This is a genomic window from Acidovorax sp. LjRoot38 (assembly GCF_964252975.1).
Classification (GTDB): Bacteria; Pseudomonadota; Gammaproteobacteria; order Burkholderiales; family Burkholderiaceae_C; genus Acidovorax; species Acidovorax facilis.
In genome coordinates this window covers 531,369-546,558 of the sequence record NZ_CAXUPT020000003.1, presented here as the reverse complement: position 1 = coordinate 546,558, position 15,190 = coordinate 531,369, and the positions used below count along the sequence as shown (strand labels likewise).

The window sequence follows — 15,190 nt, the reverse complement described above, 5'->3', positions numbered from 1 at the left end:
GTTTGGAGAATGCTGAGGAGTGCACGGTGGCGCTTACTCGCATCCCAAGCACGCCCGAGACAAGCACTACAGGCTATATGCTATAAAAATGGTAGCTATTTACGCTTGTCTAGTAAGCGGTAGAGCCAAAAAATCTCACAAAATCCTCCCGTGCCACCACACCGACAGCCCGGCTGCCAGCAACGCCAACGTCGCCCCCAGCAACGCCAGCAATGACGAGATTTCGGTTTCCCGCTTCTCCACCGTCAGCCGTGAGCTGAGCGTCTCGTACACCTTTTTCAAATCTGCGGCGGTGGCCGCGTGGAAGTACTCGGCGTTGGTGCGCGTGGCCACGGCCTTCAGGGTTTCTTCGTCCAGCCGCACCCGCATGGACCAGCCTTCAAAGCCGATGGTCTCCCCCGCCACCGTACCCACGCCCACGGTGTACACCCGCACCCCCCGGTCGGCCGCCCATTTGGCGGCCTCCAGTGGGTCCACGCCAGTGGTGCGCTGGCCGTCGGTCAGCATGATGATGGCGGCCGAGGTGTAGGAGCCAGGCGCCACAGGTGTGAAAGCCTTGGCCGGGTCTTGTTTGCCAATTTCGTCAATGGGCTTGGGGCGCATGGCCTGGCGGCCGCCCAGGGCGGAGATGTCGATGCCCGCGTCGGGGAAGATGGTGGCCAGCGACAGCATGATGCCGTTGCCCGTGGCCGTGCCGCGCTGGAGCTGAAAACTGTCGATGGCTTTGACAAGGTCTTCGCGGCTTTGCGTGGGCAGCTGGGCCAGCTGGGCGCTGCCGGCAAACGCCACGATGCCCACACGCACATGGCGGGGCAGCTCGGCGATGAAGGCCTTGGCGGCGTTCTGCGCAGCGGTGAGGCGGTCTGGCTCCACATCGGCGGCGCGCATGCTGCCCGAGACATCCATGGCCAGCATGATGGTCTGGTCCTGCGAGGGCAGGGTGATGACGGCCAGCGGGCGTGCGGTGGCCAGCAGCAGTGCCACCAGCGCCAGCAGAAAGAGTGCGGGCGGGATGTGGCGGCGCAGGTTCTGGCCGGGGCCCATGGCCTCGCGCACCAGCGACAGGCTGGAATAGCTCAGCGCCGTTTTCTTGCGCCGGTGCAGCAGCCACCAGTACATCAGTACCAGCAGGGGCACGACCAGCAACAGCCAGAGCAGGGTGGGCCAGAGAAAAACCATGGTGTGTTCCTTCGGGCGGGGACGTGGTTCGTTCAGGCGGCGTGCTGCGCCGGGTCTGCAGCGCGGGAGGGCGCGGCTCGGGAGGTGCGTACCCGGCGCTGGCGCAGGTCCATGAAACGCAGCAGGGCATCGACCAGATCGTCGTCGGTGCACAGCTCCAGCGTGTCGGCGCCCGCGCGGGTCAGGCCTTCGCGCAGCACGGCCTCGCGTTCGGCCGCCAAGCGGGCGAAGCGGCGGCGAAAGCCCGCGTCGTGGGTGTCCACCTGCAGCTGCTCGCCGCTTTCGGCATCACGCAGTGTGATGAGGCCCACATCGGGCAGTTCCAGCTCCAGCGGGTCAAGCAGGCGCACGGCCACCACGTCGTGCCGCTGGGCGAGTTGGGCCAGGGGCTTTTCCCAGCCGGGTGCGCTGATGAAGTCGGACACCACAAACACCGTGGAGCGGCGGCGCAGGTTGGCCAGGCCCGTTTGCAGCAAACGGTGCAGTTCTGTGGCGCCTCCGCCGGGTTTGGATGTGCCGGTGGCAGGGGCGGGCGGTGTCAACAGCCTGTGCACCAGATGCAGCACATGGGCGCGGCTGTTGCGGGGCGGTAACACCGCATCCACAGCGCGGGCGGGTGCATTGCCTGCGCCGTAGAGTATGGCGCCCACGCGGTTGCCGTGGCGCGTCAGCAGGCGCGACAGCACGGCCACAAAGCCGGTCAGGATGTCGCGCTTGGCGTTGCCCTGCGGGCCGAAGTTGATGGACGGGCTCAGGTCCAGCAAAAACCAGGCGGACATCTCGCGGTCTTCGGTGAACACGCGCACGTGGGGGATGTTCAGCCGCGCGGTCACGTTCCAGTCGATGTGGCGCACGTCGTCATGCGGCTGGTACTCGCGCAGGTCGGCCAGGTCCAGGCCGCTGCCGCGCATCAGCGTGCGGTAGTCGCCCTGCAGCAGGCCGTCCAGGCGGCGGATCACCTTCCACTCCAGCTCGCGCAGTAGCCGGTCCGCCTGCCCCGGCAGGGTGGGCAGCGTGTGGACCGTGGTTGAAGTGGTGTCAGGCAACTTTTTGCTCATGATGCAGAGGCCGAGCAGGCGCCGGTATCTTGGCCATGATGCGCTTGACGAGGGCATCGGCATCCAGCCCTTCGGACAGCGCTTCGTACGACAGCGCAATGCGGTGGCGCAGCACGTCGGCCGCCAGGTCGGTCATGTCTTCGGGCAGCACGTAGTTGCGCCCGCGCAGCATGGCCAGGGCCTGGGCGCCCTCTGCGAGGGCGATGGTGGCGCGCGGGCTGGCGCCGCAGCTGATGTAGCCGGTCAGGTCCTTGAGGCCATGCCGCGTGGGCTCGCGGGTGGCGGCCACCAGCTTCACGGCGTATTGCAGCATCGACGGGTCTACATACACGGTGCGGCATTCGGCCTGCAGCGCCGCCAGCTGCGCGGTGGTGGCCACGGGCAGCACCTGCACGGGCACATCGAGCGCGCGCTGGGCGATCACGAACTCTTCCTCCTCGGTGGGGTAGCCCAGCAGCACTTTCATCATGAAGCGGTCCACCTGGGCTTCGGGCAGCGCGTAGGTGCCTTCGGTCTCGATGGGGTTCTGCGTGGCCATGACCAGGAAGGGCTCGGGCACCTTGTGGGTCTCGCCCGCAATCGTCACCTGGCGTTCCTGCATCACCTCCAGCAGGGCGCTTTGCACCTTGGCGGGTGCGCGGTTGATTTCGTCGGCCAGCAGCAGGTGGGTGAAGACCGGGCCCAGCGTGGTGCTGAACTCGCCGGTCTTCTGGTTGTACATGCGCGTGCCTACCAGGTCGGCGGGCACCAGATCGGGCGTGAACTGGATGCGCTTGAAGCTGCCCTGGATGGTGCTGGCCAGCGTCTTCACCGTCAGCGTCTTGGCCAGGCCCGGCACACCTTCGACCAGCATATGGCCCTGTGCGAGCATGGCCACCATGACCCGCTCCAGAAAGCGGTCCTGGCCCACCACCACGCGCTTGACTTCGTAGAGCACCTGCTCCATCAGGGTGGCGGTGGCGGCGTTGTTCATGGCAGAGGGCGATGGGGTGGTTTCCATGGTGCTCCTTGTGAAGGGTCGGGATCAGAATGGGGGCATGCCAACGGCAGAAGCGGCGTTCTCGATGGGCACCGCAAACCCGATGCCGATGAAGGTGCGTGCCGACGTGGGGTTCAGGATGGCGGTGACGATGCCCACCACCTCGCCATCGAGCGTGACCAGTGGGCCACCGGAGTTGCCGGGGTTGGCCGCAGCATCGAACTGGATCAGGTTGCTGAGCTGGCGCTTGCCTTCGGGCGAGGTGAATTCGCGCTGGAGGCCCGAGACCACGCCCGCTGAGGCCGAAGGCCCGATGCCGAACGGGAAGCCCACGGCCACCACGTGGTCGCCGGGGCGCAGGTCCTGGGTGGAGCGCAGCGGGGCTGCGAAGAGGTCATCGGGTACTTTGTGGGCTTGCAGCACGGCCAGGTCGTTTTCGGGCTGGGCGCCCGTGATGCTGGCGGTGGTTTCCAGGCCATCGTGGAAGGTGATGGCAATGCGGTCCGCGCCCGCCACCACGTGCAGGTTGGTCAGGATGATGCCTTTGTCCACAATCACCACGCCCGTGCCGATGCCGCGTTCCACCTCTTCCTTGCCGTTTTTGCTGCGGCCGTAGCCCACCACGCGCACGATCGAGGGAGAGATCGCTTCCACAGCGCGGGCGGCGGCGGAGGGCGGGGTGGTCGTCTCCAGCGTGCGCAGCACGGCGGCATCAATGTCTTCCTGGGTGATCCGCTGGGCGGCGGGGCGTTGGTGCAGCCACAGGCTGTAGAGCAGCAATGTGGTCAGCAGCGCGATCAGTGCCCACAGGGCGTACAGATGGCGCCGCGACAGAGCCGTGCCCGCCACAGGCTTGGTGGCAGGGTTTGGAGAGGGCTCCATCGCACTGGCCGCAGGTTGTTCGGTGGGCGCAGGCGCGTTTTCAACCGACTCGGGCGGGGAGCTGCGGGTGTGGCGGGAGCTGCTGTAGAGGGCGGGCCGGGGCATCCTGTCACCTTTTCTACGGAAGACGCCGCGAGACGGCGCACGGTTTTCACGTTAGCACGGATCGCTGCAGAGTGCACTTGCAAGGTTTCACGCCGAGGGAGCGGTCGGGGCTGATGGGGCATCATCGCTCCATGACTGTCTGGATCGATACCCATTGCCACCTGGATGCGCCCGAATTTGACCCCGACCGCGATGCCGTGCGTGCCCAGGCGCGGGCCAAGGGCGTGGCCCATTGTGTGATTCCGGCGGTGGAGCGCAGCAACTGGGCCACGGTGCGCGCCCTGGCCCATCGGCATGGCGATAGCTATGCGCTGGGCATTCACCCCCTTTACACAGGGCGCGCTCACGACGCAGATCTGGAGCTGCTGGCGCAGGAACTGGAGCAACACCGGGCTGACCAGCGTCTGGTGGCCATCGGAGAGATTGGCCTGGATTATTTTGTGCCCGGCCTGGACCCAGCCCGGCAGGAGCAGTTCTATCGCACGCAGCTTCAGCTGGCGCGCCGGTTCGACCTGCCCGTAATCCTGCATGTGCGCCGCTCGTCCGACAAATTGCTCAAGGGCTTGCGGGAGCTGCCGGTACAAGGCGGTATCGCCCATGCCTTCAACGGCAGCGTGCAGCAGGCGCAGGCGTTCATCGCCCTGGGCTTCAAGCTGGGGTTTGGCGGCGCGATGACCTACGACCGGGCGCTGCAGCTGCGCCGCCTGGCGGCAGAACTGCCCGCAGAGGCCCTGGTGGTGGAGACCGATGCGCCGGACATCCCGCCCCATTGGTTGTATGCCACCGCCGCCCAGCGGCTCGAAGGCCTGCCCCAAGGGCGCAATGCACCCGGCGAACTCCCGCGCATTGCAAGCGCATTGGCCGAGCTGCGCAGTCAGCCGCTGGAGGATTTGGCGGGTATCACCTGTGCCAATGCGCTGGTTGCGCTGCCCCGGTTGCAGGCTCTGGTCTCCGTCTGATCCACCAATTGGTAGGTTTTTAGGAGGCCAGCGCTTTGTGGTAAAGGGTTTACAGCTATCGTTTTTTTTGAGGATGTCGCGGGGTTGCTGACGGGTTTCGGTTCAGAATCGGCGGATGCCCGACGCCGCTCTGACGCAGCTCCCTCCGCTCCCTGATGCTCCGGCGCCAGCCCCGCCGGTGCGCCTTCAGGGGCTGCCGCCGGTGGTGTCTGCAGGCACGGTGGTGCTGGTCCTCGGAAGTTTTCCGGGGGCTGCCTCCTTGCGGCTGCGCCAGTACTACGCACACCCGCAAAACCATTTCTGGAAGATCTTGCAAGCGCTGTGGCCGCTGCATCCCTTACCGCCCGCAGGGTCCGAAGGGTATGCCGCACGTTGCGACTGGTTGCTGGCAAGGGGGCTTGGCCTGTGGGATGTGTATGAGAGCTGCGAGCGGGAGGGCAGCCTGGACACCAGCATCCGCAATGCGCAGGTCAACGACTTTGCGCACCTGCAGATGGTGTGTCCGCAGCTCGCCGCCGTCGCCCACAATGGGGGTGAGAGCTTCAAGCATGCCCCGGCGGTGCTCAGCAGCTTCCGGCCCCCCCGCGCTGCGGCGCATGATGATGTGCTTTCCGATCAGCGCGTGGGCACGGGTTCCGGGCCTGGTTCCGCCCGCTCTATCGCATCGCACCGTCTGCCCTCGACCAGCCCGGCCAATGCCTCCTGGAGTTTTGAACGTAAATTGGCTGCCTGGGCGGACCTGATGGCGGCCCACCGCCTGCTTTGATTGTTGTGAATGACCCGCAAAAAAGAAAAATCACAAGAACTGCCCGAAGTCAGCGTCTCTGATGACGGCGAAGTGCGCCACCTGCACCTGGGCACCCCGTGGATTCAGGGGTCCATGCGCGTTGCAGAGCCTTTTGAACTGGAACTGGAGTACGTGCAGCGCATGATGGCGTGGCTGTTGTTTGCCGACCTGCCCCAGGTGTCCAAGGGGCATGCCATGCAGCTCGGGCTGGGGGCCGGTGCCATCACCAAGTTCTGCCACAAGAAGCTGCGCATCTGCACCACGGCCATCGAGCTCAACCCACAGGTCTTGGCGGTGTGCCGGCAGTGGTTCAAGCTGCCGCCCGATGGCCCCAAGCTGCGGGTGGTGCTGGCCGATGCGGCGCAAGAGATCAAGAACCCCATGTGGCAGGGCACGGTGGATGCGCTGGCGGTGGACCTGTACGACCATGAGGCCGCAGCGCCGGTGCTCGACAGCGCAGACTTCTACGCCGACTGCCGCGCCTTGCTGACCGACACGGGGTGCATGACGGTCAACCTGTTCGGGCGGGCGTCCAGCTTTGAGCGCAGCCTGCAGAGCATGGCGGCGGCCTTTGGTGACAAGGCACTCTGGGCCTTCAAGCCCACGCGAGAAGGCAACACCGTGGTGCTGGCCCAGAAGACGCCAACGCGCCCCAAGCGCGCGGAACTCGACGTGCAGGCGCAGGCCATCCAGGCGCGCTGGGACCTGCCGACCACCAAATGGCTGCGGGCATTCAAGCCCGTCGCGGCCTGAGCCCCCGGGCCGCCCACAGCCCCGTTTCGGAAAGGTATCTGATGAAAACAATCTCCGCTTCCCTGGCCAGCACTGCGGCGCGACCCTACGTCGGTCCGGTGGACTGGCGACGTATGGTGCAGTGGCTCAGCGATGACGAAGTCATCTCCCAGGAAGAAGCTCAACGCACCATCGCCCGTTGCTCGCAGGCGGAAAGCTCCCAGCATGCGCTGGTGCGCCTGGCCAACGTGGCCATGGAACGTGCCAGCGATGGCAAGCCGCTGGACATCGAGGCGCTTTCCGAGTACCTCGCCAAGCGTGCGGGCCTGCCCTATTTGCGCATCGACCCGCTCAAGGTGGACGTGGGGCGCGTGGCCGAAACCATGAGCGCCACCTATGCAGAGCGCCACAAGGTGCTGCCCGTGCAGGTCACCCCCAAGGAAGTGGTGGTGGCTACGGCCGAGCCCTTCATCGAGGACTGGGTGGCGGAGGTGGAGCGCCAGTCCCGGCGCACGGTGCGCCGCGTGGTGGCCAGCCCGCTGGACATTCACCGGTTTACTGCAGAGTTTTTTGCCCTGGCCAAGTCCGTGCGCGCCGCGCAGAAGGCAGGGGGCAACTCCGGGGGCAGCAGCTTCGAGCAGCTGGTGGAACTGGGCAAGAGCAACAAGCAGCTCGACGCCAACGACCAGGGCGTGGTCAAGGTGGTGGACTGGCTCTGGCAATATGCCTTTGACCAGCGCGCGAGCGACATCCACCTGGAACCCCGGCGCGACCAGGGCGTGATCCGTTTTCGCATCGACGGCGTGCTGCACCCGGTCTACCAGATGCCGATGGGCGTGCACAACGCCATGGTCTCGCGCATCAAGCTCCTGGGCCGCATCGACGTGGTGGAAAAGCGCCGTCCGCAGGATGGCCGCATCAAGACGCGCAACCAGCGCGGGGACGAGGTGGAAATGCGCCTGTCCACCCTGCCCACGGCGTTTGGCGAGAAGATGGTCATGCGGATCTTTGACCCGGACAATGCCGTCAAGGATCTGGACGCCCTGGGCTTTGCCCAGCACGATGCCGAGCGCTGGGAGGCGCTGGTCAAGCGCCCGCACGGCATCATTCTCGTGACGGGACCGACGGGCTCGGGCAAGACCACCACGCTGTATTCCACCTTGAAGCGGGTGGCGACCGAAGAGGTGAACGTGAGCACGGTGGAAGACCCGATCGAAATGATCGAGCCCAGCTTCAACCAGACCCAGGTGCAGCCCCAGCTCGACTTCAACTTTGCCGAGGGCCTGCGTGCCCTCATGCGCCAGGACCCGGACATCATCATGGTGGGCGAAATCCGCGACCTGGAGACGGCCGAGATGGCCATCCAGGCTGCGCTGACCGGGCATCTGGTGTTCTCCACACTGCACACCAACGACGCCCCGTCGGCCATCACCCGCATGATGGAACTGGGGGTGCCCCCCTATCTGCTCAATGCCACGCTGCTGGGGGTGCTGGCCCAGCGGCTGGTGCGCACGCTGTGCAAGCAGTGCAAACAAAAGGACGAAACGGCGCAGCGCGAAACGCTGGTGGAGGTGGTCAAGCCCTGGAAGCTCAGTGGCGGCTACCACCCCTACAAGCCCGTGGGCTGCGTGGACTGCCGCATGGGTGGATTTCGGGGGCGCATGGGCCTGTATGAATTGCTCACCGTGACCGAGGCACTCAAGGAGAAGATCAACCAGGCGCCCTCGATCGACCAGCTGCGCCGCCAGGCCGTGCAGGATGGCATGCGGCCTTTGCGTCTGGCAGGCGCTCTGCGGGTGGCAGAGGGCCTGACCACGCTGGACGAGGTGATTGCTGCGACACCGCCGCTGGAGTAAGACCTTGAACCAGCTCCGCAGGAGCAAGGGATGTCCTGCATAACTCCCTGCGGTCTGTGATAGCGCGGTCTCGGGCAGTCCGCTGCGTTGCTTTTCTTGCCAATAGCCATGCTATTGGCCGCAAAAAGACGCCTTGCGGCCTTTCCCGATCCGCACTACCACCGACGCGCGAGGGTTATGCAGGACATCCCAAGCGTTACCGGATGTAGGTGGAATCCACATCCGCGCGGGCCTTGGTTGCACGCACAATCGCGCAGTCGAGATTTCCCGCCAAGGAGACAATTCGTGAAAATCAAAAGTCAAAAAGACTTCTTTGCCGGCCTCATGTTCATGGGGGTTGGTGTTGCGTTTGCGTGGGGAGCCACCACGTACAACGTCGGAAACGGGGCCCGCATGGGCCCGGGTTACTTCCCGCTGCTGCTGGGTATCTTGCTGGCCATCATCGGCGGCGCGATCACCTTCAAGGCCACCACGGTCGAAACCCAGGACGGTGACAAGATTGGAAAGTGGGCCTGGAAGCCGCTGTTCTTCATCCTGGCTGCCAACTTTGCGTTCGGTATCCTGCTGGGCGGCTTGCCCAGCATAGGTGTCCCGGCGATGGGCCTCATCGTGGGCATCTATGCACTGACCTTCATTGCAAGCCTGGCGGGCCAGGAGTTCCACGCGAAGTCCGTGTTCATCCTGGCCACCGTGTTGGCCATTGGCAGTTACGTGGCATTCGTCTGGGCGCTCAAGCTGCAGTTCCCTGTGTGGCCGAGTTTCATCACGGGTTGAGCAGGAGCACCGACCATGGAATTATTTGACAACCTCGCGATGGGTTTTGGCGTCGCGTTCACGTTCCAAAACCTCATTTACTGCTTTGTGGGCTGCTTGCTGGGCACGCTCATTGGTGTGTTGCCCGGCATCGGCCCGGTGGCCACCATTGCCATGCTGCTGCCAGCCACCTACGCGCTGCCGCCCGTGGCTGCGCTGATCATGCTGGCCGGTATCTATTACGGTGCGCAGTACGGTGGTTCGACCACTGCCATTCTGGTAAACCTGCCGGGTGAGTCCTCGTCGGTGGTGACCGTGATCGACGGCTACCAGATGGCGCGCAAGGGCCGTGCGGGCCCTGCGTTGGCGGCGGCGGGCCTGGGCTCGTTCTTTGCCGGCTGCGTGGGTACGCTGATCCTGGCGGCCTTCGCACCTCCGTTGACCGAAGTGGCATTCAAGTTCGGCCCTGCCGAGTACTTCTCGCTGATGGTGCTGGGCCTCATTGGTGCCGTGGTGCTGGCTTCGGGCTCGCTGCTCAAGGCCGTGGCCATGATCGTGCTGGGCCTGCTGATGGGCCTGGTGGGTACCGACGTGAACTCGGGTGTGGCCCGTTTCAGCTTCGACATTCCTGAACTGACCGACGGCATCGGCTTTGTGACCATCGCCATGGGTGTTTTCGGCTACGGCGAGATCATTGCCAACCTCTCGCGCCCTGACGATGAGCGCGAAGTGTTCACTGCCAAGGTGGAAGGCCTGTTCCCCACCAAGGACGACTTCAAGCGCATGATTCCTGCCGTGCTGCGGGGCACGGCGCTGGGTGCCGCCCTGGGTATCCTGCCCGGTGGTGGGGCATTGCTTGCTGCGTTTGCGGCCTACACCGTGGAGAAGAAGACTAAGCTCCAGCCCGGTGAAGTGCCTTTTGGCCAAGGCAACATCCGTGGTGTGGCAGCGCCCGAGTCGGCCAACAATGCCGGTTCGCAGACTTCCTTCATCCCGCTGCTGACGCTGGGTATCCCCCCCAACGCCGTGATGGCGCTGATGGTGGGTGCCATGACGATCCACAACATCCAGCCTGGTCCCCAGGTGATGACGAGCAATCCCGAGCTGTTCTGGGGCCTGATCGCCTCGATGTGGCTGGGCAATGCCATGCTGATCATCTTGAACCTGCCGCTGATCGGCATTTGGATCAAGCTGCTCACGGTGCCCTACCGCTGGCTGTTCCCGTCCATCGTGCTGTTCTGCGCGGTGGGTGTGTATTCGACCAACAACAACACCTGGGACATCTGGATGGTGGGTGCGTTTGGGCTGGTGGGCTACATCTTCCACAAGCTGGGCACCGAACCCGCACCTCTGCTGCTGGGCTTCATCCTCGGCCCGATGATGGAAGAGAACCTGCGCCGCGCACTGCTGCTGTCGCGTGGCGACTGGAGCGTGTTCGTCACGCGTCCGCTGTCGGCAGGCCTGCTGGCTGCTGCGGCACTGCTGCTCATCATCGTGCTGCTGCCTTCGGTGAAGAGCAAGCGCGAGGAAGCCTTCGTCGAAGACTGACGGCACGGCCTTTTCCATCCGACTCCAGAACAACGGCACCTTCGGGTGCCGTTGTTTTTTGGCGATCTGCAGCTGCAGCACGCTCTCAGCGCCAGTACACAATGGCGGGCAAGAGGCCCGCATGTCCACTCCATTCCATCTGCCACAGCATCCCCACCGGGCGATGCTGCACAACGAAATCCACGCCCGTCCGCCCGAGGCCATGACGGCCCCGCTGGCCATTGCACACATCGTGATGCTGGCCGATGCCGCAGGGCGTGAAGCGAGCCGGGCCCATGTGGCGGCTCTGTTGCGCGACCACCACCTGGCATTGCCCGATGCGGACACCACGCACCTGCGCATGGACCTGGGGGCTTACCGCATGCGCTGGGAGCTGCACACCGAGTTTGTGTCCTGGACCTTCATGGTGCCCATGGCGGCCGACGCCTTTGGCGAGCGGGAGCCGGCCAGCGCCGCAGACGCGGTGCCCCGCGGGTGGCTGGCGGCTTTGCCCGGGCACTGTCTGTGCAGCCTGAACCTGTGGGTACTGCCCACCCACACCTTCGGTTCGGGGTCGCTGGTCAAGCATGTGCTGCATGAGGACACGCTGGTGGCCTCCACGGTGGCCGACGGGCATGGCGAGGTCTATACCGATTTTGCGATCCACGCCGATGGGTTCTCGCGCATGGTGCTGCTCGCGGGCGGCATGACGCAGCGCCGCCTGGGCCGCCTGGTGCAGCGCCTGCTCGAAATCGAGACCTACCGCATGGCTGCCTTGTTGGGCCTGCCCGCTGCGCGCGAGGCCGCCAGTGTGCTGGCTTTTGCCGAACGCGAACTGGCCGAACTGGCCGACGCCATCCGCACCGCCAACCGCGACGCAGAGCCTGCGCTGCTGGACCGCCTGACCCGTCTGGCCGGGCAGGTGGAGAGCCAGTATGCGGCCACCCACTCGCGTTTTTCGGCCAGCAGCGCGTACTTCGAACTGCTGGACAAGCGCATTCAGGACATTGCCGAATCGCGCCTGGCCGGGATGCAGACGATTCGGGAATTCATGGACCGGCGCCTCACGCCTGCACGCAGCACCTGCGAATGGGCGGCGCGGCGCCAGGATGCGCTGTCGCAACGTGTCTCCCGCATGAGCAACCTGCTGCGCACCCGCGTGGAGATCGAGCAGCAGCAAAGCAGCCAGGCGCTGCTGACCACCATGAACCACCGGCAGGATTTGCAGCTGCAGATGCAGTCCACGGTGGAGGGCCTGTCGGTGGCTGCCATCACGTACTACATCGTGGGCCTGGTGAGCTACCTGGCCAAGGGGGCGCAGAAGCTTGGTTGGCCCCTGTCGCCGGAAACCACGGCGGCCATCGCCATTCCGGTGGTGGCGGGCGGCGTGTGGTGGTCGCTGAGGCGGCTGCACCACCGGGTGTTCCGCAAGCACGGCTAGCAGGGATCCACAAGAAGACAGCTCAGCGCACCGCGGCGTGCTGAGTGCTGAGTGCTGAGTGCTGAGCAGGGATGCTGGGGGTGGGGCCAAGCCCGACGGGCAGGCAGGCCCTTGTCGTATGCCCAATGTGCGGACATGGCATGCGACCCATAATGGCTCGATGCACTTCAGCTACACCCACCCCTATGCCAGCACCCGCCTGCCGGTGTTTGCGCGCAATGTGGTGTCCACCTCGCATCCGTTGGCCGCCCAGGCGGGCCTGCGCATGCTGCAGCAGGGCGGCAATGCCGTTGATGCTGCTGTGGCGGCGGCAGCGGCCATGACGATCTGCGAGCCCGTGAGCAATGGGCTGGGCAGCGACGCGTTCTGCATCCTGTGGGACGGACAGGCCCTGCACGGGCTCAATGCCTCGGGCCGCGCCCCTGCGGCCTGGACACCCGGGTACTTTCACAGCCGCTACGGCAAGAGCCCGGCGAGCCCTCCCAAACGCGGGATCGATTCCGTCACTGTGCCGGGTGCCGTCAGCGCGTGGGTCGCTCTGTCCGAGCGTTTCGGCAAGCTGCCCTTTGCCGCGCTGATGGAGCCCGCCGCCGAGATTGCCGAGCGTGGCTACCTGGTGCCGGTGGTGGTGCAGCAAAAATGGGCCGCTGCAGTGCCTGAGCTGCAGTCGCAGCCGGGGTTTGCGCAAAGCTTTATGCCCTGGGGCCGCGCGCCGCAGGTGGGTGAGCTGTTCCAGTTTGCCGCCGCAGCCCGAGCGCTGCGCGCCATCGGAGCCACACAAGGCCAGGCGTTCTACACGGGCGAAATTGCCCAGGCGCTGGTCGCCTTCTCGCAGGCCCAGGGCGGCAGCCTGACGCTGGAGGATCTGGCAGCACACCGCCCTGAATGGGTTACGCCCATTGCCCGCAACTACCGAGGCTATACCCTGCACGAGATCCCGCCCAACGGGCAGGGCATCGCAGCGCTGATTGCGCTGGGCATACTGGACCGATTCGATCTGGCGAGCCATCCCGTGGATGGCGCAGCGTCCCAGCATCTGCAGATCGAGGCCATGAAGCTCGCATTTGCCGATGTGTACCGCTATGTGGCCGAGCCATCGTCCATGGAGGTGACCCCCGCGCAAATGCTCGATGACGCGTACCTGGCCTCCCGTGCCAAACTCATCGACATGAACAAGGCGCAGGATTTCGGGGCTGGCAATCCGGTCAAGGGTGGCACGATCTACCTCACTGCTGCCGACGAAAACGGCATGATGGTGAGCTTCATCCAGAGCAACTACATGGGCTTCGGCTCGGGTTGTGTGGAGCCCACCTTTGGCATCAGCCTGCAGAACCGGGGCCAGGCTTTCAGCACCGACCCGGCGGGCCCCAACCCGGCCAACCTGGTGGCACCCGGCAAGCGACCGTTTCACACCATCATCCCCGCCTTCCTCACGCAAAACGGCCAGCCCGTGATGAGCTACGGAGTGATGGGCGCCAACATGCAACCGCAGGGCCACATGCAAACGCTGGTGCGCATGCTGGACTACGGCCAGAACCCACAGGTGGCTTGCGACGCACCACGCTGGCGCTTCAATGAAGGGCTGTCGATCAACGTCGAGGCCGCCATGCCCGCCGCGACGGTGCAGGGCCTGCTGGGCCTGGGGCACCGCATGGAGGTGATCCAGGATTCCTACCAGGACTTTGGCGCCGGCCAGTTCATCTGGCGCATGGGCGATCCCAAAGTGCAGGGCTATGTGGCCGCCAGCGATCCGCGTCGCGACGGCCAGGTGGCGGGGTATTGATGGAACACCCCCTGAGTCGCTTCGCGCCTTCCCCCTCTCTCTACGCGCTGCGCGCTACGGGAGGGGGACGCGGCCAGCGGCCTGGCAAAGCCAGTTCCGCGGCCACCTCGCGTCAGGACGTGCCAGTTTCATGGGCTGTGCTGTCGCGCAGCGCAATGAATAACTGAATATAGAAAAAAGTGGCTCCATCGCAATCTGAACAAGCGCAAGCAGCTACAAAAAACGTAGCAACCGGTCTCACCCTGGCCCTGCTGGGCTCCATCGCCTTCAGCGGCAAGGCCATCATCGTCAAGCTGGCGTACCGCCATGGTGTTGATGCGGTCACGCTCATCATGTACCGCATGCTGTTTGCGCTGCCCATCTTTGCCGTGATGGCTTGGTGGGCCAGCCGGGGCAAGCCCCCCCTGACCCGCAAGGACTGGCTGGGCGTGCTGGGCCTGGGGCTCACGGGCTACTACCTGGCGAGTTTTCTGGACTTTGCAGGGCTGGCCTACATCAGTGCCAGCCTGGAGCGCCTGATCCTGTATCTCAACCCCACGCTGGTGGTAATGCTGGGCTGGGTGCTGTACCGGCGCAGCATCACCTGGGGGCAGGCGGTGGGCATGCTGATCAGCTACTGCGGCGTGATGCTGGTGTTCGGCCACGAGGCCAATTTGCAGGGCACCAATGCTGCATGGGGCACCCTGCTGGTGTTCCTGAGTGCGGTGAGCTATGCCATCTATCTGGTCTACAGCGGCGAGATGGTGCGGCGCCTGGGTTCGCTGCGGCTGGTGGGTCTGGCCACCACCGTGGCGTGCCTGCTGTGCCTGCTGCAGTTTGTGGTGCTGCGGCCCTTCAGTGCTGCCGTGGTGGCACCCGAGGTGATCTGGCTGTCTATCCTCAACGCCACGCTCTGCACGGCTGCGCCCGTGCTCATGGTGATGATGGCCATTGAGCGCGTGGGCGCTGGAATGACCGCGCAGACCGGCATGGTGGGGCCGCTGTCCACCATCCTCATGGGGGTGTGGATTCTGGGTGAGCCGTTCACGGTGTGGGTGGCTGCGGGCACGGCACTGGTGATCACGGGTATTTTTGTGTTCACCCAATTGGCGCGCCGCCAAGCGCCCTGACCTGGCAGCGGAGAGCGGGTGCGCGCTCTCCTTGGGGGTG

13 protein-coding genes are annotated in these 15,190 nt (G+C 65.2%); 9 read left to right on the top strand and 4 right to left on the bottom strand.

Going from position 1 to position 15,190, the window contains the following annotated elements; translation table 11 throughout:
• Nucleotides 1–135 precede the first annotated feature (135 nt).
• The 4 genes from ACSQ22_RS07650 to ACSQ22_RS07635 are packed head-to-tail and all read right to left on the bottom strand — an operon-like array spanning nucleotide 136 to nucleotide 4,203.
• Nucleotides 136–1,179 (bottom strand): VWA domain-containing protein, encoded by a 1,044-nt coding sequence (locus ACSQ22_RS07650; RefSeq protein ID WP_121420892.1) that lies wholly within the window; start codon nucleotides 1,177–1,179, stop codon nucleotides 136–138.
• 32 nt (nucleotides 1,180–1,211) lie between these two features.
• The gene (locus tag ACSQ22_RS07645) at nucleotides 1,212–2,237 is read right to left on the bottom strand and encodes a DUF58 domain-containing protein (protein WP_436129920.1); all 1,026 of its coding nucleotides are present in this window, start codon (nucleotides 2,235–2,237) and stop codon (nucleotides 1,212–1,214) included.
• Nucleotides 2,218–3,237, bottom strand: coding sequence for an AAA family ATPase (locus ACSQ22_RS07640; RefSeq protein WP_436129919.1), 1,020 nt, complete (start codon nucleotides 3,235–3,237; stop codon nucleotides 2,218–2,220). The genes ACSQ22_RS07645 and ACSQ22_RS07640 overlap by 20 nt, the downstream gene beginning before the upstream one ends.
• A 24-nt stretch (nucleotides 3,238–3,261) precedes the next feature.
• Nucleotides 3,262–4,203, bottom strand: a complete 942-nt coding sequence (locus tag ACSQ22_RS07635; RefSeq protein WP_436129918.1) for a S1C family serine protease — start codon at nucleotides 4,201–4,203, stop codon at nucleotides 3,262–3,264.
• Between the two features lie 131 nt (nucleotides 4,204–4,334).
• Between ACSQ22_RS07635 and ACSQ22_RS07630 the strand changes: the two genes are divergently transcribed.
• The 9 genes from ACSQ22_RS07630 (at nucleotide 4,335) to ACSQ22_RS07590 (ending at nucleotide 15,150) form a co-directional block, all read left to right on the top strand.
• Nucleotides 4,335–5,162 carry a TatD family hydrolase gene (locus tag ACSQ22_RS07630; protein ID WP_436129917.1) on the top strand — a complete coding sequence of 276 codons (828 nt, stop codon included), beginning with the start codon at nucleotides 4,335–4,337 and terminating at the stop codon, nucleotides 5,160–5,162.
• 115 nt (nucleotides 5,163–5,277) lie between these two features.
• On the top strand, nucleotides 5,278–5,928 hold the full coding sequence (locus tag ACSQ22_RS07625; RefSeq protein ID WP_436129916.1) for a DNA-deoxyinosine glycosylase: 651 nt from the start codon (nucleotides 5,278–5,280) through the stop codon (nucleotides 5,926–5,928).
• A gap of 9 nt (nucleotides 5,929–5,937) precedes the next feature.
• Entirely contained in the window at nucleotides 5,938–6,702 is a 765-nt protein-coding gene (locus ACSQ22_RS07620) for a hypothetical protein (RefSeq protein WP_055401461.1), read from the top strand.
• 41 nt (nucleotides 6,703–6,743) lie between these two features.
• A complete protein-coding gene (locus tag ACSQ22_RS07615; protein ID WP_055401463.1) occupies nucleotides 6,744–8,537 on the top strand; it encodes a GspE/PulE family protein in 1,794 nt (597 codons plus the stop codon).
• A 285-nt stretch (nucleotides 8,538–8,822) separates the two neighbouring features.
• Complete coding sequence (locus ACSQ22_RS07610; protein WP_055401465.1) at nucleotides 8,823–9,311, top strand: tripartite tricarboxylate transporter TctB family protein; 489 nt, start codon at nucleotides 8,823–8,825, stop codon at nucleotides 9,309–9,311.
• 15 nt (nucleotides 9,312–9,326) lie between these two features.
• Nucleotides 9,327–10,838, top strand: coding sequence for a tripartite tricarboxylate transporter permease (locus ACSQ22_RS07605; RefSeq protein ID WP_055401467.1), 1,512 nt, complete (start codon nucleotides 9,327–9,329; stop codon nucleotides 10,836–10,838).
• A 121-nt stretch (nucleotides 10,839–10,959) separates the two neighbouring features.
• Nucleotides 10,960–12,258 (top strand): DUF3422 family protein, encoded by a 1,299-nt coding sequence (locus tag ACSQ22_RS07600; RefSeq protein ID WP_121505636.1) that lies wholly within the window; start codon nucleotides 10,960–10,962, stop codon nucleotides 12,256–12,258.
• A 160-nt stretch (nucleotides 12,259–12,418) separates the two neighbouring features.
• On the top strand, nucleotides 12,419–14,041 hold the full coding sequence (locus tag ACSQ22_RS07595) for a gamma-glutamyltransferase family protein (RefSeq protein ID WP_436129915.1): 1,623 nt from the start codon (nucleotides 12,419–12,421) through the stop codon (nucleotides 14,039–14,041).
• 179 nt (nucleotides 14,042–14,220) lie between these two features.
• On the top strand, nucleotides 14,221–15,150 hold the full coding sequence (locus tag ACSQ22_RS07590) for a DMT family transporter (RefSeq protein ID WP_436129914.1): 930 nt from the start codon (nucleotides 14,221–14,223) through the stop codon (nucleotides 15,148–15,150).
• Nucleotides 15,151–15,190: the final 40 nt, after the last annotated feature.